The organism is Mesorhizobium silamurunense (assembly GCF_014843905.1).
Classification (GTDB): Bacteria; Pseudomonadota; Alphaproteobacteria; order Rhizobiales; family Rhizobiaceae; genus Mesorhizobium; species Mesorhizobium silamurunense.
The window spans coordinates 35,264-54,941 of sequence record NZ_LPVS01000054.1 but is presented as its reverse complement, the minus strand read 5'-3'; the positions used below and the strand labels follow the sequence as shown (position 1 = coordinate 54,941).

The 19,678-nt window shown below is 63.9% G+C and carries 17 protein-coding genes; 8 read left to right on the top strand and 9 right to left on the bottom strand.

Annotated elements, in window-relative coordinates:
* Window positions 1-207: 207 nt before the first annotated feature.
* Entirely contained in the window at window positions 208-1,749 is a 1,542-nt protein-coding gene (locus AU465_RS16055) for an adenylate/guanylate cyclase domain-containing protein (RefSeq protein ID WP_192249383.1), read from the top strand.
* A gap of 2,508 nt (window positions 1,750-4,257) precedes the next feature.
* On the opposite strand, the gene gshB is transcribed toward AU465_RS16055, so the two are convergent.
* The 3 genes from gshB to AU465_RS16040 form a co-directional block, all read right to left on the bottom strand.
* Complete coding sequence (gene gshB, locus AU465_RS16050; RefSeq protein ID WP_192249380.1) at window positions 4,258-5,199, bottom strand: glutathione synthase; 942 nt, start codon at window positions 5,197-5,199, stop codon at window positions 4,258-4,260.
* A gap of 69 nt (window positions 5,200-5,268) precedes the next feature.
* The gene (locus AU465_RS16045; RefSeq protein WP_192249376.1) at window positions 5,269-5,643 is read right to left on the bottom strand and encodes a GtrA family protein; all 375 of its coding nucleotides are present in this window, start codon (window positions 5,641-5,643) and stop codon (window positions 5,269-5,271) included.
* Window positions 5,643-6,653 (bottom strand): glycosyltransferase, encoded by a 1,011-nt coding sequence (locus AU465_RS16040; protein ID WP_192249373.1) that lies wholly within the window; start codon window positions 6,651-6,653, stop codon window positions 5,643-5,645. The genes AU465_RS16045 and AU465_RS16040 overlap by 1 nt, the downstream gene beginning before the upstream one ends.
* Before the next feature lie 301 nt (window positions 6,654-6,954).
* Between AU465_RS16040 and AU465_RS16035 the strand changes: the two genes are divergently transcribed.
* The 6 genes from AU465_RS16035 (at window position 6,955) to AU465_RS16010 (ending at window position 12,799) form a co-directional block, all read left to right on the top strand.
* Complete coding sequence (locus AU465_RS16035) at window positions 6,955-8,304, top strand: putative bifunctional diguanylate cyclase/phosphodiesterase (protein WP_192249390.1); 1,350 nt, start codon at window positions 6,955-6,957, stop codon at window positions 8,302-8,304.
* Window positions 8,305-8,435: 131 nt separating this feature from the next.
* A complete protein-coding gene (locus AU465_RS16030) occupies window positions 8,436-9,203 on the top strand; it encodes an SDR family NAD(P)-dependent oxidoreductase (protein ID WP_192249370.1) in 768 nt (255 codons plus the stop codon).
* Window positions 9,200-10,135, top strand: coding sequence for a 2-dehydro-3-deoxygalactonokinase (locus tag AU465_RS16025; RefSeq protein WP_192249367.1), 936 nt, complete (start codon window positions 9,200-9,202; stop codon window positions 10,133-10,135). The genes AU465_RS16030 and AU465_RS16025 overlap by 4 nt, the downstream gene beginning before the upstream one ends.
* Window positions 10,132-10,770, top strand: coding sequence for a 2-dehydro-3-deoxy-6-phosphogalactonate aldolase (locus tag AU465_RS16020; protein ID WP_192249364.1), 639 nt, complete (start codon window positions 10,132-10,134; stop codon window positions 10,768-10,770). The genes AU465_RS16025 and AU465_RS16020 overlap by 4 nt, the downstream gene beginning before the upstream one ends.
* Window positions 10,770-11,642 carry an SMP-30/gluconolactonase/LRE family protein gene (locus AU465_RS16015; RefSeq protein WP_376774860.1) on the top strand — a complete coding sequence of 291 codons (873 nt, stop codon included), beginning with the start codon at window positions 10,770-10,772 and terminating at the stop codon, window positions 11,640-11,642. The genes AU465_RS16020 and AU465_RS16015 overlap by 1 nt, the downstream gene beginning before the upstream one ends.
* A 98-nt stretch (window positions 11,643-11,740) precedes the next feature.
* Window positions 11,741-12,799 (top strand): D-alanine--D-alanine ligase family protein, encoded by a 1,059-nt coding sequence (locus AU465_RS16010; RefSeq protein ID WP_192249358.1) that lies wholly within the window; start codon window positions 11,741-11,743, stop codon window positions 12,797-12,799.
* Here the strand turns inward: AU465_RS16010 and AU465_RS16005 are convergent.
* The 6 genes from AU465_RS16005 to dnaK form a co-directional block, all read right to left on the bottom strand.
* A complete protein-coding gene (locus AU465_RS16005) occupies window positions 12,796-13,083 on the bottom strand; it encodes a DUF1330 domain-containing protein (RefSeq protein WP_192249355.1) in 288 nt (95 codons plus the stop codon). The genes AU465_RS16010 and AU465_RS16005 overlap by 4 nt on opposite strands.
* A 38-nt stretch (window positions 13,084-13,121) precedes the next feature.
* Window positions 13,122-13,823, bottom strand: a complete 702-nt coding sequence (gene pyrF / locus AU465_RS16000) for an orotidine-5'-phosphate decarboxylase (RefSeq protein ID WP_192249387.1) — start codon at window positions 13,821-13,823, stop codon at window positions 13,122-13,124.
* A complete protein-coding gene (locus AU465_RS15995) occupies window positions 13,823-14,419 on the bottom strand; it encodes an NADPH-dependent FMN reductase (protein ID WP_192249352.1) in 597 nt (198 codons plus the stop codon). The genes pyrF and AU465_RS15995 overlap by 1 nt, the downstream gene beginning before the upstream one ends.
* Window positions 14,420-14,542: 123 nt before the next feature.
* Window positions 14,543-15,148 carry a phospholipid N-methyltransferase PmtA gene (pmtA, locus tag AU465_RS15990; RefSeq protein WP_192249349.1) on the bottom strand — a complete coding sequence of 202 codons (606 nt, stop codon included), beginning with the start codon at window positions 15,146-15,148 and terminating at the stop codon, window positions 14,543-14,545.
* 123 nt (window positions 15,149-15,271) lie between these two features.
* Complete coding sequence (gene dnaJ / locus AU465_RS15985; protein ID WP_192249346.1) at window positions 15,272-16,402, bottom strand: molecular chaperone DnaJ; 1,131 nt, start codon at window positions 16,400-16,402, stop codon at window positions 15,272-15,274.
* A gap of 219 nt (window positions 16,403-16,621) precedes the next feature.
* Entirely contained in the window at window positions 16,622-18,538 is a 1,917-nt protein-coding gene (gene dnaK, locus AU465_RS15980; RefSeq protein ID WP_192249343.1) for a molecular chaperone DnaK, read from the bottom strand.
* Between the two features lie 481 nt (window positions 18,539-19,019).
* Here dnaK and AU465_RS15975 point away from each other — a divergent pair, with 481 nt between their 5' ends.
* Window positions 19,020-19,640 (top strand): L,D-transpeptidase, encoded by a 621-nt coding sequence (locus AU465_RS15975; RefSeq protein ID WP_192249340.1) that lies wholly within the window; start codon window positions 19,020-19,022, stop codon window positions 19,638-19,640.
* The last annotated feature ends 38 nt before the right edge of the window (window positions 19,641-19,678 follow it).

Here is a 19,678-nt window from a genome sequence, read left to right as displayed (position 1 = left end):
CCCGGAGCCACGGCACCTCAGTAGAGGGCCGGCATCCGTAACCCTTCACAAAAGCTGTCACCGCCGCGGCAACCATGTCGGACTCCAAGCCCCCAATTCTTCTAGAGGACCTCCAGCTTCGACAGAAATCCGGGTCTACAGCATTTCCCTGGCATCTGAGTTAATATTGCAGCTGAGGGACCCGAATTCAGCCTTAGGAGAGCTGGTGTGGACGTTGCCGCTTGGTTGCGAGGCCTCGGGCTCCAGCAATACGAGCAGGCATTTCGCGACAACGCGATCGACGCGGAAGTCCTGCCGGAGCTGACCGATGCCGACCTCGAGAAGCTCGGTATGCTCCTCGGTCATCGCAAGCGATTCCGCAAGGCGGTAGTGGGGCTGGCGCCCTCGTCAAGCCATCCCGACCCGAGCACCGATGACATCGCGGCTCAGAGCCGCACCCGGGAGCTAAGCGCGGAGCGTCGACAGCTGACTGTCATGTTCGTGGATCTCGTTGGTTCGACGGCGCTCGCGTCGCGTCTCGATCCAGAGGATCTGCGTGAGATCATCGGTGCGTATCACCGCTGTGTCGCCGATACGGTCGCTCACTTCGGCGGCTTTGTCGCCAAGTATATGGGCGACGGAGTTTTGGTGTATTTCGGCTACCCGCAAGCGCACGAGAACGCCGCCGAGCAGGCGGTGCGCGCTGGCCTCGCTCTCGTCGATGCCGTTAGGCAACTCCAAGAGCCCGAGCCATTGCGGGTTCGTATCGGCGTCGGCACCGGGCAGGTCGTCGTTGGCGATCTGATCACCGCCGGCGAAGGGCAAGAGCGCGGCGTCGTGGGCGAGACGCCGAACCTCGCCGCCCGCCTGCAAGCTCTTGCTGAACCCGACGCGGTCGTGATCGGGCCGCAAACGCGGCAGCTGGTCGGCGGTCTTTTCGAATATCGGGATCTTGGCGCCGTCGAGGTGAAAGGCTTTCCGGAGCCGATCCATCCCTATCAAGTGGTTCGTGAGAGCGCTGTCGAAAGCCGGTTCGAGGCGCTGCACGGGGCGACGCCCACGCCGCTGGTCGGGCGTGAGGAGGAGGTCGACCTGCTGCAGCGCCACTGGCATCGCGCGAAAAGTGGTGAAGGTCGTGTGGTGCTGCTCTCAGGCGAGCCCGGCATCGGAAAGTCGCGCCTCACCGTCACCTTGCAGGAGCGGATCCAGAATGAGCCACACACCCGCTTGCGCTATTTCTGTTCGCCGCACCATCAAGACAGCGCGCTCCACCCGACCATTGCGCAGCTAGAACGTGCCGCCGGGTTGGAGCGCGACGACCCGCCAGAGACGAAGCTGGAAAAGCTCGCCGGCCTGCTCGCCCCGGCTTCGCCGGAGGACGGGGCGCTGCTGGCCGAGCTGTTGTCATTGCCGACCGAAGGCCGCTTTCCGCCCCTCCAACTGACGCCCCAGCGTCAGAAAGAGAAAACCTTCGATGCGCTGCTCCGGCAGCTCGAAGACCTGGCGCGAAAAGGTCCGGTGCAAAGAGAAAACCTTCGATGCGCTGCTCCGGCAGCTCGAAGACCTGGCGCGAAAAGGTCCGGTGCTGATGCTCTTCGAGGATGTGCACTGGATCGACCCCAGCTCGCGCGAGCTGCTCGACTTGGTGATCGAGCGGGTGCCGCACCTGCCAGTGTTGCTTCTCCTCACGTTCCGCCCCGAGTTTCAACCGCCGTGGACCGGGCAGGCACACGTCACGGTTCTTGTCCTCAATCGGCTCGACCGTCGTGAAGGTGCTGCGCTGGTCCAGCGGGTCGTCGGCACCGGAGAGCTGCCGAGCGACGTTGTCGCGGAGATCATCGAGCGCACTGATGGGGTGCCACTGTTCGTCGAGGAGCTGACCAAGGCAGTGCTGGAGGGCGGCAACGCCACGGCAGTGCTCTCAAGAGCTGCTGCGACGGCGTTGAACGTGCCCGCCACGCTGCATGCCTCGTTGATGGCGCGGCTCGATCGCCTCGGCTCAACCGTTAAGGAGGCCGCACAAATCGGCGCGGTTCTCGGTCGGGAGTTCTCCTACGAATTGCTGGCAGCGGTCGCACAGCGAAATGCCGCTGAACTAAATGGCGCACTGGATCAACTCGTCGGCGCCGGTCTGGTGTTCTGCCGCGGGACGCGGCCACTGGCCACTTACCTCTTCAAGCATGCGCTCGTTCAGGACGCAGCGTATGGCACGCTGCTGCGCGCTAAGCGCCAGGAGCTACATAAGCGTGTCGCAGATGTGTTGGAGGAAAGGTGGCCCGAGATCAGTGAGGCGCAACCCGAACTCCTCGCGCACCACTTTCAGGAAGCGGGGGATTGGGCGGGCGCGCTCGATCACTGGCAAAAGGCGGGAGGGGCCGCCCTGGCCAGAGCGGCCACCCGCGAAGCCGTGTCGCACTTTACCAGTGCTATTGACTGCAGCAGGAGACTTGGCGACGCCCCGGGCGGCGCCGAACGGGTGACACATCTCCACCTTGCGATGGCCAATGCCTTGATGCAGGCTGAAGGGTATCGTTCTGAGCGCCTTGGGAAGACGCTTGAAGATGCACGTCTTGCCGCCGCGAACACCGCATCGGTCGAATTGCAATGTGACGTTGCGCTTTCAGTCGCTCCATTTTTTTATGCCACTGGGCGCAATCACGATTACCTGACCCTGGCCGAAGAACAGCTCGCAAACTGTGCCGATCTCCTTCCAACGGCCTATCTGAGTGGTCTTTGGGCAACAAAGGGGATCGCTCATTCTAACCGGGGAGAAGAGCCGCTGGCAGCGGAGGCCTTGCGCAAGGCCTTAGATCTGATTGATCGGGTTGACCCAAGTCATCGCATTTCGTTCGCTGGTGCAGATCAACGTGTGTCTGCCCAGGCATATTTTAGCGAATCGCTGATCATACTGGGTTTCTTTGATGCTGCAGTCGAAGAGAAAGAGCGCCTGATGCGCAATTTTGACCAGCTCGATAAGCCTTTCGACCTCGCGTGGCATCTTCTCGTGCAGTGCCAATTGTGCGCGCTGCTCGGTCAATATGAGGAAGTACTCGATAACGCAAGGAAGATCGTCGAGATTTGCGAACGGCATGGCTACACGGCGCGTCGAAGCAGCGGCATCAGGTGGCGTGGCCATGCCCGCTCGCATTTAGGCGAACTGGATGCCGGCATCGATGACGCTCGGGAGAGTATGGTTCTTTGGCGCGGGCAGGGCGTCGTATTTCATACCCCTGAGAAAGCGTGCGAACTTTGTGATCTTCTCCTGCGGGCCGGTCGCATCGAAGAGGCATCGCAAACGCTTGATGATGTCGATACCCTCGTTTTCGATACGGACGAGGCGAGCTACCTAGCAGAATGCATCCGGCTTCGTGGCCAAATCGCCGCGGGCAGAGATGACCTGATGGGTGCCACACACCTATTCGAAACAGCAATTGCTACTTCAAAGCGGCAGAAAGCGCGACTTTTTGAACTCCGCGCCATAACTCAACTAGCACCAGTTCTCGCACGACAAGGTCGTGTCAATGACGCCGAGACGCGCCTACGATCCGTGATCGACACGTTTGAAACCAGATATCCGGTCGTCGACCTCATCGCAGCGCAAAGGGCGCTGGACACGCTGGGCCAATGAGTTTCGCAGCTCTGCGTTGGGGCTCCGACGACCTGGTTAGCGTCTGGATTGAAAACTGCTCATTGCGCACCCAAGGCGCACGTTCGTCCGTCTGGACTGGAGACGTTCACGCTTGGCCCCGCGTAGATCCGAACATGGCGCTCAGCGGACACTTCGATGGGCCATCACGGCGCGGCGTTTAAAAAGCTCACCAGAGCTCTGGTATCGGCGGTGCGGGATCGCGGGCAACCGTTACCCCAGCATCGCCTTTTCCAGGCCGGCGACCAACTGTCAGGGTGCTATTTCGTGAATGACAAATCCTGCCCCGTGAGTAGGATCCCCGACAATAGGGTCCCGCGAAATGACGAGCATTTCAACAGAGGTTCCGAGCATAGGCACCAGAAACGAGAGAGACGAGGTCTATATCGTCTCCGACTATCAAGACTGGGCAAGGTTTGAGAATCCAGACACAAAAAATCCTAACGGCGTCTCGTTTTATTTTCCAAGATTTGAGTATTGCGCCAAAATAGTTCATTTTTACTTGAGACAACACTCATAAAAGTCGTTGAGCGTATTGCGAAGTTGGCATTGATAGTCACCTTCTTCACACGGCTGCTGGGACTTTGGAAAAGCCATAGTGTAGCGCCCCAGCGGGCCTATCCGAGAAGGGCCTAGCTCCGCTTCCCTTCCACGCAATCCCAGAACAGGGCAGCGATATCCGCGCCGCCGAAACGCCGCACTTCGCGAATGCCGGTCGGCGAGGTGACGTTGATCTCGGTCATGTAGTCGCCGATCACGTCGATGCCGACCAGGATGAAGCCGCGCTCCCTTAGCGCCGGGCCGATGCGGGCACAGATCTCGCGCTCGCGCTCCGTCAGCTCGGTCTTCTCGGCGCGGCCGCCGACATGCATGTTGGAGCGCGAATCGTGCTCGGCCGGCACGCGGTTGATGGCGCCCACTGGCTCGCCGTCGATCAGGATGATGCGCTTGTCGCCCTTGCGCACATCCTTGAGATAGCGCTGCACGATATAGGGCTCGCGGAACAGCTGGCCGAACATTTCGAGCAGCGAGGCGAGGTTGCGGTCGGCCTCGTGCAAATGGAAGATGCCGGCGCCGCCATTGCCATAGAGCGGCTTGACGATGATGTCGCCGAACTCCTTGCGGAAGGCTGCGACCTCCTGCGGATCCTTGGTGATCAGCGTGTCCGGCATCAGGTCCGGGAACTCGGTGACGAAGATCTTTTCCGGGCTGTTGCGCACCCAGGCGGGATCGTTGACCACCAGCGTCTTCGGATGGATGCGTTCCAGGATATGCGTGGTGGTGATGTAGTTCATGTCGAAGGGCGGATCCTGGCGCAGCAGCACCACGTCCATCTCCGAAAGGTCGGTGCGCACCGGATCGCCCAGCGAATAGTGGTTGCCCTTCTCGTCGCGCACCTGCATCTCCTCGACGCGCGCGAACACCTTGCCGTCACGCATCGACAGGCGGTCGGGCGTGTAGTGGAAGAGCTTGTGGCCGCGCCGCTGCGCCTCCAGCGACAGCGCGAAGCTCGTGTCGCCGGCGATCGACACGGTCGAGACATGGTCCATCTGGACGGCGATTTTCAGCGGCATGCAGGGTCTCCGGCACGATCTCTGTCGCCGATATAAGGAACTCGAAGGCTTCTGCCAATCGGCCAGAAGCTACCGGTCGAAGACCAGCCGGTAGTAGCCGAGAAAGGACAGCGCCATCGCAGCCAGCGAGGCGATCACCAGCGCCGCCAGCGGCGGCAGGGCGGGCAGCGCGAACAGGATGGCGCAGTAGACGAGATAATTGACGATGCTGGTGGCGACGCCGACGCTGCCATAGCGCGCGCCCTCTTGCGCGATGCCCCGGCTCGACGGCGCGAAAGTGAGATGCCGGTTGATCTGCCAGGTGACGGTGAGCGCGAAGCCGATCGAAAGCACGCGCGCCACCAGCGGTCCGAGCGGCGTGACGGCAAGCAGCAGCCAGAGCGCGGCCGCGTCGGCGACGAAGCCGATGCCGCCAGCAAGGACGAAGCGGGTAAGCCGGCCCATCAGGCCGCCCGCGAGGCCTTGCCCGGCTCTCTCTTCGGGGAGGCCTGCTCGTTGACGCCTGCACGCCGCCCGATGCGGCCGGCAGGGATCGAAAGATAGAAGATGCGCTTCTGTTCGGCGCGGCCGCGCGACACCGAATCGAGGATCAGCCCGGTCACCGCCGAATGCATCGACAAGAGCAGCAACCCGACCGACAGCACCCAGGTCGGCATGCGCGGCACAAGCCCCGTCTCGGCGAATTCGACCAGCACCGGGATCATCAGGCCGACGCTGGCCGCCAGGAAGAACAGGGCGAACGTGCCGAAAAACCGCAGCGGCTGCGTCTCCTTCACCAGCATGGCGAACATCCACAGGATCCTGGCGCCGTCCCTGAATGTCGACAGCTTTGACGACGAACCTTCCGGGCGGCGGCCGTAGTCGAGCGCCATTTCGTTCACCGGCAGCTTGAGCTGCGAGGCATGGACCGACATTTCGGTCTCGATCTCGAAGCCGCCGGAAACCGCCGGGAAGCTCTTGACGAAGCGCCGCGAAAAGACCCGGTAACCGGAAAAGATGTCGGTGAAATCGGCGCCAAACAGGCTCGTGTAGAGGCGGTTGAAAACGCGGTTGCCGAAGGCGTGGCCGGAGCGGCCGGCATCGTCGGTCACGCCGCGCCTGGTGCCCACCACCATGTCGCAGCGCTCGGTCAAAAGCGTGTTGATCAGCTGCGGCGCATCTTCCGGCGCATAGGTGCCGTCGCCGTCGGCCATCACATAGATGTCGGCCTCGATGTCGGCGAACATGCGGCGCACCACATTGCCCTTGCCCTGGCGCGGTTCGCGCACGACCACGGCGCCGGCCGCGCGGGCCCTGAGCGCTGTCAGGTCTTTCGAATTGTTGTCATAGACATAGATCATTGCGGACGGCAGCGTTTCCCGGAAGCGCCGCACGACCTCGCCGACCGTCAGCTCCTCATTGTGGCAAGGCAGCAGCACGGCGATCGCCGGCTCGTTGCGGATTTCGTGTGGCATGTCTGTCTCCGGTGCCCGGCCCTTCGGCCGCGCCGATGCCGGCCCCAATGCCGGCGTCTCCGGGCCGCTTTACTATTTATTGAAGCCGTTAAGGCCAGGTTTAAGCCGATCCCCTCCGGACTGGCTCGAGCCTGTCGCAGAAAGCATGGGAAGCCCGTCGAGCTCCATCGCGTCAGGCAAGTCGGCTAACCGGAGCATGGCCCTTTTTTGGGGTCATCGGGAAAATCGATTTTTCCGATACCTTTCCTAAACGCTTTGCTGCCAGTCTGGTTACAAATTCCGCCGTCAGAACAGGGACATGATGCAAACGACGTTTGGCACCGGGCAGCCAGGCAGGGAAAACATGGATCTGGCCTTCACCGATCCGCTGACCGGGCTTGGCAACCATCTTCGCTTCTTCGACAAGGTCGATCGCCTGATCAGCGACCGCGCCGACGATCCTGCGCCCTTCACCGTCGGCATCCTCGACCTCGACGGCTTCAAGCCGATCAACGACCTGTTCGGCCACAAGGCCGGCGACGACATCCTGATCCAGGTGGCGATGCGGCTGCGCGCCTCGATGGACGGTTACTCCACCGTCTGCCGCATCGGCGCCGACGAGTTCGCCTTCCTCTATCCCATGGTGTTCAGCGAAGAGCAGGCGGCCGAGAAGTCGCGCATGCTGATCGAGATCCTGTCGGCGCCCTATGATGTCGGCGAGCGCACCGCCAGGCTGTCGGCCTCGGTCGGCTGCTCGCTGTTCTATTCCGGTGACGAGACCACCGAGATCCTGATCAACAAGGCCGAGACCGCGCTCTACCACGCCAAGCGCTCGGGCCGCGGCCGCGTCGTCGTCTACACCCGCGAGATGGAGGAGGCGGCCAAGCGCGTCACCCGCATCGAGCAGGCGTTGCGCCGCGCCGTCTCGGCCGGCGAGGTCGAGCCGCATTTCCAGCCCATCGTCGATCTCAACAGCCGCCGCACCATCGGCTTCGAGACGCTGGCCCGCTGGACCGACCGCGATCTCGGCATGGTGCCGCCGAGCGTCTTCATTCCGATCGCCGAGGAGCGCGGCATCATCGGTCCGCTGTCGCAGCTTGTGCTGCGCAAGGCGACCGAGGCGGCGCGCAGCTGGCCGAAGGACCTGTTTTTGTCCTTCAACCTGTCGCCGTCGCAGCTGGTCGACCAGAACACCGGCCTGCACATTCTCGCTATTCTCGAGCGCACCGGCTTCGATCCGCGCCGGCTGGAGATCGAGATCACCGAAACCGGCCTGATGACCGATCCGGCTTCGGCCGAGAAGATCGTCGAGGATCTGCGCCGGGTCGGCATCCGCGTCTCGCTCGACGATTTCGGCACCGGCCAGTCCTCGCTCGGGCGTCTGCGCGAGTTCCATTTCGACAAGCTGAAGATCGACCGCGCCTTCGTCTCCTCCATCCTCGACGACAGGCCGTCCGAGCACATCATCCGCGCCATTCTCGCCATGTGCGAAGGGCTCGGCATGGACGTTGTGGCCGAAGGCATCGAGGAGGAAGCGCAGGCCGACCGCCTGGTCCAGTTCGGCTGCGCCGGCGGCCAGGGCTATCTGTTCGGCAAGCCGGCCGATGCCGACGCCACGCTCGGCTATCTCCGCGATTCCTATCGTGGCGCGTTGCGCGCCAAGGCGATCTGACAGACCCGATCTGCCCGCCGCCTGGGGCGGCGTTCATTTTGTCAGACATAAGCGGCTGAATCCGCCGTTTCTCCCTTGCCCCCGGGGCCGGCATGGCTAGGATGCGCGCCGGCCAAAGGGAGAAAGAAATCATGATGCCATCGGCGCGTTTCGCCGACCTCGACGGCGCCTCGGTGCTGATCACCGGCGGCGGTTCCGGTATCGGCGCGGCGCTGACCGAGGGCTTCATGCGGCAAGGCGCGAAGGTCGCGTTCATCGATATCGCCGACAAGCCCAGCACGACGCTTGCCGACCGCCTGGAAAAGGAGCTCGGCCGCCGCCCGCTCTACCTCAAGACCGACCTGCGCGACGTCGAGGCGCTGCGTGCGGCGGTGGCAAAGGCATCGCAAGCGCATGGCGATATCACCGCGCTGGTCAACAACGCCGCGCTCGACGATCGCCATGAAGTGAAGGACGTCACGGTCGAGTTCTGGGACAACAATCTCGCCATCAACCTTCGGCCGCATTTCTTCACTGCCCAGGCGGTGGCGCCGGGCATGAAGCGCGCCGGCGGCGGCTCGATCATCAACTTCACCTCGACCTCCTATCTCATCAACCATCCGGACATGCCGGCCTACACCGCCGCCAAGGCCGGCATACTCGGCCTCAGCAAGGGCCTGGCCGGCAAGCTCGGCGCCGACGGCATCCGCGTCAACGCGGTCGCGCCGGGCTGGGTGGTCACCGAACGGCAGCGGGAGCTTTGGGTCACCGAAGAGGCGCTCGCCGCCCATGTCGCCAAGCAATGCATCAGGCAAGTCATGCAGCCCGACGATATCGTCGGCACGGTGCTGTTCCTGGCCTCGGATGCCTCGCGCATGCTGACGGCCCAAATGCTGATCGTCGACGGAGGCTTCCTGTGAGCGGCGCGCCGGCGGTCGCCGCCTTCGACTGGGGCACGACAAGGCTAAGGGCCTGGCTGCTCGATGGTACCGGCAAGATGCTTGCCGAGCGGCGCGGCGACGACGGGCTGATCACGGCGCGCGAGAAAGGCTTTGCGACGGTGCTGGAAGGCCACCTTGCCGCCATGGGCGCACCGGAGGCCTTGCCCGTCATCATCTGCGGCATGGCTGGTTCCCGCCAGGGCTGGATCGAGGCGCCCTATGTCACCGTGCCGGCGCCGATCGGCGCCATTCTTGGCGAGGCAACCCGCGTCGAGGGCCAGCGCCGCGACATCCGCATCGTGCCGGGCCTCGCCCAGCGGCTGGCCGACGCGCCGGATGTCATGCGCGGCGAGGAAACGCAGCTTGCCGGCGCCGGTTTGCCGGCAAAGGGCCGCCATCTCGTCTGCATGCCGGGCACGCATTCCAAGTGGGTCGTCGTCGAGGACGGCGCGGTCGCCGGCTTCGGCACCTGGCCGACAGGCGAATTGTTTTCCGTGTTGGCCGCGCATTCCATCCTGAAACATTCGCTCGGCGAGCATCCGGCTCCGGTCGCGGCGGACAGCCCGTTTTTCCGTCAATGGTGCAGCCAAGCGCTGGGCGAGGGCGGCGACGTGACCTCGAAACTGTTTGCGATCCGCGCCGCCGGGCTGCTGCAGGACTTGAAATCCGACGAGGCGGCGGCGTGCCTGTCCGGACTGCTCATCGGCGGCGAGATCGCTTCGGCCAAACGCCGCTATGGCGCCGGCGAGGCGCCGGTCGTCCTGATCGCCTCCGGCGCGCTGGCCGCGCTTTACGGTGCCGTTCTTGGCTTTGCCGGCCTTGCCTTCCGGATCGTCGACGCGGATGAAGCGGTGCGCGCCGGCCTTGTCGAGGCCGCGCGCGAGAACGGCATGATTGGAGGTGTCGCGTGACGCAGACAGCGCCCTTTCCGAAATTGAGACGCGGCCTGGTCGCGATCCTGCGCGGGCTGAAGCCCGGCGAGGCGGTGGCGATCGGCCAGGCGGTTCATGACGCCGGCATCGAGGCGATCGAGGTGCCGCTCAACTCGCCACAGCCGTTCGCCTCCATCGCCAGTATCGCCGAAGCTTTGCCCGAGACCGCACTGGTCGGCGCCGGCACGGTGCTGACCGCCGCCGATGTGGATGCCTTGCACAAGGCCGGCGGCCGGCTGCTGGTCAGCCCCAACATCGATGCCGAGGTCATGGGCCGCGCCATGCATCACGGCATGGTGACCATGCCGGGCGTGTTCACGCCCACCGAAGCCTTCCAGGCCATAAAGCTTGGCGCCTCGGCGCTGAAATTCTTTCCGGCAAGCGTGCTGGGCGCCGCCGGCATTTCGGCGATCCGCGCCGTGCTGCCGGCGACGACGCTGATCGGCGCCGTCGGCGGCGTTTCCGACAAGGATTTTGCCGGCTACAAGACGGTCGGCGTCAGCGTGTTCGGCCTGGGATCGAGCCTCTACAAGCCGGGCGCCAGCGTCGAGGACGTGGCGCAGCGCGCCCGCGCCGCAGTCGCCGCCTGGGACGAAGCCTTCGGAGGAGCATGATGGATAGCGTTTCGGTTCTCAGCGACCATATCTGCGAGCTCGGCGAGGGTCCGAGCTACGATCCCGCCACCGACACGCTGTTCTGGTTCGACATCGTCAACGGCAGGCTTCTGGAAAAGCCGCTCGCCGGCGCGCTGAAAATCCATGATCTCGGCGTGATGGCCAGCGCCATCGCCGTGATCGACGATGAGCGCCAGCTGATCGCCACGGAGGTCGGCCTGCAGGTCAGGGACGTCAAGACCGGCAAGCTGAGGCTGCACACGCCGATCGAGGCCGACAATCCACTTACCCGCTCCAACGATTCCCGTGTCCATCCCTGTGGCGCCTTCTGGACCGGCACGATGGGCAAGGACGAGGCGAAGGGCGCCGGCGCGATCTACTGGTTCTTCAAGGGCGAGCTTCGCCGCCTGTTTTCGGACGTCACCGTGTCGAACTCGATCTGTTTTTCGGAGGACGGCGCGACCGCCTATTACACCGACACCTCGACCGGGCTTCTGATGCGCGTCGCCTGCGATCCGGCGACCGGCCTGCCGACAGGCGAGCCGAAAGTGTTCGTCGACCATCGCTCCTCCAAGGGCTATGTCGACGGCTCCATCGTCGACCGCGACGGCGTGCTGTGGAACGCGGTCTGGGGCGGCAAGGCGGTGAAGGCCTATGCGCCGGACGGCGCGCTGCTGCGCGAGATACCGATGCCGGTAACGCAGCCGTCCTGCCCCGCCTTTATCGGCCAAAAGGGTGACCGGATCGCGGTGACGTCGGCCTGGAAGGGCAAGGATGACAAGCAGCGAGCGCTGGACCCTCAAGCTGGCATGACATTCCTGCTCGACATCCCGGTCAGGGGCCGCTTCGAGCCGCGCGTGCTGATCGCCTGAGCGGCTTGCGGATTATCGTCCGGCCCGGTCGGTTTCCCGCAAGCCTGCCGAGCCAGCCATGCGATGGTAGGGGCTGATTTGCCGGAGCAGTCCATTCCATGCCGCACAGCCAGCCGACGCTGATCCTTGTCCATGAGCCGGTGAAGGCGTGTTTCGACAGGCTCGTCGCCGAGGGCTACCCGACGGAACGCGCCACCGAGATTTCGTCTTATCTGGCGCAGTCGACCGATCTCGCGCCCGAATTCGGCGAGCTAGCCGCCGCTTGCGGAAAGCGTGGCCTCGCCTTCATGGCCGCCGAACTGGACGACGCCGCGACCGTGCTGGCGAAGGCCGATCCCAGGGCGACCCTGGTCTGGACGCTGACCGACGGCGTCGCCTATTTCCGGGGCGGCGCCTCGCCTGCGCTGGCGCGGCTGAACGGCCTGCGGACGATCGGCGCCGACGACTCGTTGTTCGCGCTCTGCCAAGACAAGTTCCGCTCCGGTGCCGTGCTCGCGGCACTAGGCCTGCCGGTGCCGGCTGTCGGCCTCGCACGCAACGGCGCGTGGCTGGTCGAGCCGCCGGCCTCGGCCGCCGGCTGGTTCGTCAAGCCCAACCGTCTCGGCGCTAAGATCGGCATCTGGGCGGATTCGCGGATCACCGAACTCGGCCACGCGCTGGAGCTTAGCCGGCGTGTCTTTGCCGGCTATCGCGACGATGTCGTCGTCCAGCCCTATGTCGCCGGCCGCAATGTGCGGGCAAGCTTCCTCGGGCTGAAGCCGGAAACCGGCGTCGAGGCGCTCGGCATCGCCTTCGTCGATTCCGGCGGCGACTTCCAGACCATGGCCGACTCGATGGCGCTCTACGGCGATACCGGCCAGGCCGCCAGGGACGCTGGCATCTATGCCGAACCGGAACTCGAGCCGGTCGCCGCCAGCCAGCCAGCGGCCGATCGGGCAATCCGCGCCATCGCGCAAAAGCTGACCGCCGGGGTTGGCCTGAAGGACGTCTTCTCGGTCGATTTTCGAGTCGAGGCCGACGATACGGTCCACCTCATCGAGTTCGAAGTCTGCCCCGGCCTGCCCTGCTTCGATTTTCGCGATTATTGCCGCAGGCAGTGGGGCATGAGCCTCGCCGACGCGATGGCCGAAACGGCAGCGAATAGGCTACTTCGCTAGACGCCCTCGACCAGCACGATTTCGCCGTCGGCCACTTTCTGGCGGATGGCGACGGCGCGCTGATATTCCGGCGAATGGTAGCAGTCATGCGCCGCGGCAAACGATTCGAATTCGATGATCACGTTGCGCGCGCGGCCAGGGCCCTCGGCCTTTTCATGCTCGCCGCCGCGCGCCAGGAATTTCGCGCCAAAACGGTCGAAGGCGAGCTTGGCGGCGGCGACATAATCCTTGTAGCCCTCGGCGTCGCGCACGTCGACGCGAGCGATCCAGTATCCCTTTGGCATGATTTTCTCCTGTTTCGGTTCGTGCGCGAGGGTCGGCGCTATGCCGATTGCATCTCGGTCAGGATCGCTTCGGCCGCCGCCCGCCTGTCGGCAGCGGCGACAATGGGTCGGCCAACGACGAGGTGGCTGGAGCCGTTGCGGATCGCCTGCGCCGGCGTCACCACGCGCTTCTGGTCGCCATGGTCGCTGCCGCTCGGCCGTATACCCGGCGTGACGACAGCCATGTCGGGACCGACGATCCGGCGCGCGGCTTCAGCCTCCTCGGCCGAGCAGACGATGCCGCCCATGCCGGCATGCAGCGCCTGTTCGGCGCGTCGCAGCACCAGCGTGTGCGGATCATACTCGTAGCCGGCGTCGATCATGTCCTGCTCGTCCATCGAGGTGAGCACCGTCACCGCAAGCAGGCAGAGCTCGCTGCCCTTGGCCGCCTCGACCGCCGCCTTCATCGCCTTGGGGTAGGCATGCAGCGTCAGCATCGAGACGCCCATCCTGACGATGTTCTCGACGCCCTTGGCCACCGTGTTGTCGATGTCGAGCAGCTTCATGTCGAGGAAGACCTTGGTGCCGCCGCGGGCCAGCTCGCGCGCGAAATCCAGCCCGCCGGCAAAGGCGAGCTGATAGCCGATCTTGTAGAAGGAGACGGTGCCTTCGAGCTCGCGCACCGCCTTCTCGGCCTCTTTCAGCGTCGGCACGTCGAGGCCGACGATCAGCCTGTCGCGCATGGTCTCGACCGGATGCATCACGCTTCGATCCGGACGGACAGCATGCGCGAGGTTTCGATCAGTGTACTGCATAGGCGCTCCATCGATTGGTGCAGTCTGGCGTCACGAAATTGTCCGTCCTCGGCGAACGCTTCGTCGGCGCCGGACACCGAGCATTCCGGCGTGATCACTTCCATCTGGCAGCGCACCAGCACCGCGCGCAGATGGTTGATGCAGCGTATGCCGGCAAACTTGCCTTCGGAGGAGGAGCAAAGGCCGACGGGCTTGCCGTAAAGCGGCCTGAACGAGCGGCTGCCGTTGCGCCGGATCCGGCTCACCCAGTCGATCGAGTTCTTCAAGAGCGGCGGGATCGAGCCGTTATATTCGGGCGTCGCGATCAGCAAGCCGTCGTGAGCCGCGACCAGCCGGCCGAGCCTCACGGCGTTTTCGGGGAGTCCTCTTTCCTTCTCCAGGTCCTCGTCCATGATCGGTAGCGGATAGTCGCCGAGCGAGATGCGGGTCACCTCGGCGCCCTGCATGGCGAGTTCCTTCTGCGCCACATCGGCGGTCCGGCCGCTGAAAGCGCCGGTGCGGACCGAGCCGGCAAAGACGAGGATTCTTGGGATCACTGCCATTGGCCACCCTTGTTCCGGGACAGGTACAGCCAAGGGTCACTCAAATCAACGGAGTAAGGCAGTAGGGGAGTAGGGAATAGTCCGGTCATTCTCCTACTGCCCTACTGCCCTACTCCCTCTCATCTAATGCGGCTTGCGCCGGTAGATCCACAGCTGCGTCGGCGGGATGTTGCGGATGATGAAGTCGAAATGCTTGACCGTGTAGTCACCGCGGCCGGGCGGGATCGGCGACATCGGACCATAGGTCAGCTGCACGATCGGTCTGCCGACGGGGATGCGGTCGAGCAGGCTTTCGATATAGGCGATGCGCTGGGCGACCGGGAAATTGAGCAGCGGCACGCCGGAGACGACCGAATCGAACACCATGTCGCGCTTTTCGCCCAGCGTGGCATTGAGATTGAAGGCGTCGCCCTCGATGACGTTGACGCCCGGATAGAGCCGGCGCAGATGGCGCACGAAGTCGGTGGAATACTCGATTGCGTAGAGATTTTCCGGCTTCACGCCCTGGGCCAGGATGGCGCGGGTGATGACGCCGGTGCCGGGTCCGACCTCGAGCACCGGCAGGCCCGATTTCGGGTTGACGATCGAGGCCATCTTGCGGGCGGTGATGGAGCTGGTGGGAACGATCGAGCCGACCGCTTTCGGCTTGTCGATCCAGCCTTTGAAGAACTTCAGCTCGTCGTCGAATTTTTCCGCCAGCGCTTTGCGCAATCCGGGACCACGTGCCATGCGAGCTCTCCTCAATGCTCCGCCCCCGATCCGCTACTTAGCAGTTGGGTGGGACAAGGCAAGGCGTCAATCTGGCATAAGATGTTGATGACGCTTGGGGAGCGCGACTTCCGGCAGAAAACCTTAGTGCTCGCCAAAGGACTCGAAAAAGTCCTTCATGCGGGCGAAGAAGCCGCTCGACTGGGGCGAATTGTCCTTCGAGGAGAGCTGCTCGAACTCCTCCAGGAGCTCGCGCTGGCGGCGCGACAGGTTCTGCGGCGTCTCTACCGCCGTCTGGATGTAGAGGTCGCCGATATTGGGCTGTCGCAGCACTGGCATGCCCTTGCCCTTCAGCCGGAACTGGCGGCCGTTCTGGGTGCCTTCCGGCACTTTGACCTTGGTCTGCGTGCCGTCGAGCGTCGTGACCTCGAACGAGCCGCCGAGGGCGGCGGTCGTCATCGAGATCGGTACCTTGCAATAGAGGTCGGCACCGTCGCGCTGGAAGAATTCATGCGGCTTGACCGCGAGGAAGATGTAGAGATCGCCCGAAGGGCCGCCGCGCAGGCCGGCCTCACCTTCATTGGCAAGCCGGATGCGGGTGCCGTCCTCGATGCCGGCCGGGATGTTGACCGACAGCGACCGCTCCTCGGTGACGCGGCCCTGGCCGGCGCATTTCGGGCAGGGGTCCTTGATCGTCTGGCCGCGGCCCTGGCATTGCGGGCAGGTACGCTCGATCGAGAAGAAGCCTTGCGTGGCGCGCACCTTGCCGTGGCCGTGGCACATGGCGCAGGTGACAGGCTGCGTGCCGGGCTTGGCGCCGCTGCCCGAGCATTCCGAGCAGGAAATGGAGGCCGGCACGCGGATCTGCGCCGTCTTGCCGGAGAATGCCTCTTCCAGCGAGATCTCCATGTTGTAGCGCAGGTCGGCCCCGCGCTCGCGGCCGCCCGACGAGCGGCGCTGGCGGCCGCCCATCATGTCGCCGAAAATGTCCTCGAAGATGTCGGCAAAGCCGCCGGCGCCGAAGCCGTGCGCCGCGCCGTTCATGCCGCCCTGCTCGAAGGCGGCGTGGCCGAAACGGTCATAGGCCGCGCGCTTCTGCGGGTCTTTCAGCGTCTCGTAGGCTTCGTTGATTTCCTTGAACTTGTGCTCGCAGGCATGGTCGCCGGGATTGCGGTCGGGATGGAACTGCATGGCGAGCTTGCGGAAAGCGCTCTTCAGCTCCTTGTCGTCGGCACCTTTGTGCACGCCCAGCGTTTCGTAGAAATCAGCTTTCATTTTTTCCCGCTGTCCGGATGCTCAATGTCTTCAAGCATTGTTGCGTCGTCGCCGGCACGTTGTTCGATTTAGGAGCGATGCTGCCCGGATGCCAGAGCCGGCACATGCCTGGCCCGTGTTTTTCCGTCACTTTTTCGGTCAGACTCGCACTTTTTCGTTCAAGGTTGCAAAAAAGCCCGGCCTTGCGCCGGGCTTTTCGCATTATCTGCCGTCGGCGGTTCAGGCCGACTTCTTCTTGTCGCCGTCCTCGTCGATTTCCTCGAAGTCGGCGTCGACCACGTCCGAATCCTTGGCGGCGTCCGCCTTGGCGTCGGCTTCGGCTGCTTCCTTCTGCGAGGCCTCGTACATGGCCTGGCCAAGCTTCATCGAAGCTTCGGCAAGCGACTGCGACTTGGCCTCGATATCGGCCACGTCGTCGCCCTCGGCGGCGGTCTTCAGCGCGCTGATGGCGTCGGCGATCGCGGTGCGGTCGGCCTCCGAGACCTTGTCGCCATAATCCTTGAGCGACTTCTCGGACGAATGCACCAGGGATTCGGCCTGGTTGCGAGCCTCGACGAGGGCGCGGCGCTTCTTGTCGGCCTCGGCATTGGCCTCGGCATCCTTCACCATCTTCTCGATATCGGCGTCGGACAGTCCGCCCGAAGCCTGGATGCGGATCTGGTGCTCCTTGCCGGTGCCCTTATCCTTGGCCGAGACATTGACGATGCCGTTGGCGTCGATGTCGAAGGTGACCTCGATCTGCGGCACGCCGCGCGGAGCCGGCGGGATGCCGACCAGGTCGAACTGCCCGAGCAGCTTGTTGTCGGCCGCCATCTCGCGCTCGCCCTGGAAGACGCGGATCGTCACCGCCGACTGCGAATCCTCGGCCGTCGAGAACACCTGGCTCTTCTTGGTCGGGATCGTGGTGTTGCGCTCGATCAGCCGGGTGAACACGCCGCCCAGCGTCTCGATGCCGAGCGACAGCGGCGTCACGTCGAGGAGCAGCACGTCCTTGACGTCGCCCTGCAGCACGCCGGCCTGGATGGCAGCGCCAAGCGCCACGACCTCATCCGGGTTGACGCCCTTGTGCGGGTCCTTACCGAAGAACTGCTTCACGATTTCCTGGATCTTGGGCATGCGGGTCATGCCGCCGACCAGAACCACCTCGTCGATCTCGCCCGCCTTCAGGCCGGCGTCCTTGAGCGCCGCCTTGCACGGGTCGATGGTGCGCTGCACGAGATCCTCGACCAGGCTCTCGAACTTCGCCCGGGTGAGCTTCATCGTCAGGTGCTTCGGCCCGGTGGCGTCGGCGGTGATGAAGGGCAGGTTGATCTCGGTCTGCGTCGTCGACGACAGCTCGATCTTAGCCTTTTCTGCGGCTTCCTTCAGCCGCTGCAGGGCGAGCTTGTCGGCCTTGAGATCGATGCCCTGTTCCTTCTTGAACTCGGCCGCCAGGTACTCGACCAGGCGCATGTCGAAGTCCTCGCCGCCGAGGAAGGTGTCGCCATTGGTCGACTTCACCTCGAAGACGCCGTCGCCGATCTCGAGCACCGAAATGTCGAACGTGCCGCCGCCAAGGTCATAGACGGCGATGGTCTTGCCGTCCTTCTTCTCCAGGCCATAGGCGAGCGCGGCAGCCGTCGGCTCGTTGATGATGCGCAGCACTTCGAGGCCGGCGATCTTGCCGGCGTCCTTGGTCGCTTGGCGCTGGGCGTCGTTGAAATAGGCCGGAACGGTGATGACCGCCTTCTCGACCTTCTCGCCGAGATAGGCTTCCGCCGTTTCCTTCATCTTCTGCAGGATCATGGCCGAGATCTGGCTGGGCGACAGCTTCTTGCCGCCGGCCTCGACCCAGGCGTCGCCATTGTCGCCCTTGACGATCTTGTAGGGGACAAGCTTCTTGTCCTTCTCCGTCACCGGATCGTCATAGCGGCGGCCGATCAGGCGCTTGACCGCGAAGATGGTGTTTTCAGGGTTGGTGACCGCCTGCCGCTTGGCCGGCTGGCCGACGAGGCGTTCTCCGTCGCTGTTGATGGCGACGATGGAAGGGGTCGTGCGCGCGCCTTCCGCATTCTCGATCACCTTGGGCTCCTTGCCGTCCATGATGGCGATGCAGGAGTTTGTGGTTCCGAGGTCGATACCGATTACTTTTGCCATTGTTCTAGTCTCTCCTCTAAGCAGGCTCTCAGGACCCTGATAAGGCGTTCCGACGAAAGCCCCTGTTCACAAGAAATTCCGCCACGGTCCCCGGTTTTCAAGGCCGGACGGCTGGCGCGTATATAAGAACAGGCGGCACGGCGCGCAAGCATTCTGCGCAAGGTGGCTGCTGTCCGGCGGGGGTTCGGGAAACGGACCGGCGCGCTCCTCGCCGGGATCGATCCAGATTTGCTCTATCTAATTGTCCAGAGAGGATTTTTTCCGAACGGGGCATCATCATCAATGCGCCAGCTGCATGTCAGGCGGGGGAAGCTTTGCCCTGGGGGCGTGACTTTGGGTCGCGAATAAGTCTGAAAACATCTTTTCGCCATGTGCCGGCAATCCGCCAGCGGAGACGATGGAACGCTTGGCAATCGAGGCATGCGGGACTACGAATAAGGCAAGATGCGGCAGATTGCCGGCAAGAGCGCCGGCTTGGATCATGCGCGCGAAATCGATCCTGATCGGGATACTTGCCGGGATGGTCGCATTCTCCGGCTGCACCACCGGTGGCGCATTGCAGAGTTCTCCCTTAGCCTATGGCGGCCTCACCGACGCCGGTTTCCGCATCCCGCCGGTTCCGATCTACAAGGTCGACCAAAAGTTCCGTCGCCAGACAGTGGCTTATCCGACCGACGAGGCGCCCGGCACCATCATTGTCGATACAGGGGGGAAGTTCCTCTACTACGTGTTGGGAGATGGCCAGGCGATGCGCTACGGCATCGGCGTCGGCAAGGCGGGCTTCGAGTGGCATGGCACCGCTCACGTCGAGAGGAAGCGCGAGTGGCCGGATTGGAGCGCGCCTCCCCAGATGATGGTACGCGAGCGTAACCGGGGCCACATCATACCGGCCCATATGGAAGGCGGGCTGATGAATCCGCTCGGCGCCCGGGCGCTCTATCTCTTCAACGACAAAGGTGACACCGGATATCGCCTGCACGGCAGCCCTGAATGGTGGTCCATCGGCAAAGCCGTTTCGGCGGGCTGCATCCGCCTCATGAACCAGGACATCATCGATCTCTACGACCGCGCCCCAATCGGCACCAAGGTCATCGTCATTTAAGGCGTGTTGAGATTCAGGTGATGCCGGCCTGCAGATGC